1 protein-coding gene is annotated in these 576 nt (G+C 36.3%); it reads left to right on the forward strand.

All coding sequences use genetic code 11. From position 1 onward, the window contains the following. A partial coding sequence (gene liaF, locus QD409_RS35600) for a cell wall-active antibiotics response protein LiaF (protein ID WP_430765061.1) occupies positions 1-507 on the forward strand: 507 nt, incomplete at its 5' end. Between the last annotated feature and the right edge of the window lie 69 nt (positions 508-576).

The following is a 576-nucleotide window of genomic DNA, read 5'->3' on the forward strand; positions in this document are numbered from 1 at the left end:
CTTATAATGATCATTGCTGCTTTAAGTATGATGTTTAAGAAGTCAAAATTTCTTGTTGTCACTAATGTAAATTGGGCGAAAGAGGATAAGGTTTTCGGAAAACCATCAATCCATATCAAGCAAAAGCCGGAAGGAAAGAAAAAAAGAGCTTTTTCTCTAGTAGGAGACGTCAAAATCAATACAGAAAATTGGCCTGCTGAGCCGATGACAATGCATAATACAATCGGTAATTACTTTATTGATTTCAGCAAGGCATATATACCAGATAAAGAAACACATATAGAAATCAGCGGATGGATAGGCGATGTTAAGATTATTATTCCTGATAATCTGCCAGTGCGGATTGAAGGGGAAGTGAAAATCGGTGACTTACAAATCTTTGAGCAAAGCAAGGATGGCTTAGGAAATAAACTAGTCTACAAGTCTCCTGATTATGATGAGGCTGTTAGAAAACTCAGCTTGCATATTTATTTAAATATCGGCGATGTAACAGTAAAGAAAGTGTAGAGGTGCTAATCTGATGTGGAGAGAAAGAAAAGGTTTTCTGTACGGGCAGTTTTACAGCTATTTTATGAC

Source organism: Rhizobium sp. BR 315, from assembly GCF_050577975.1.
In the GTDB taxonomy this organism is placed as follows: domain Bacteria; phylum Pseudomonadota; class Alphaproteobacteria; order Rhizobiales; family Rhizobiaceae; genus Rhizobium; species Rhizobium miluonense.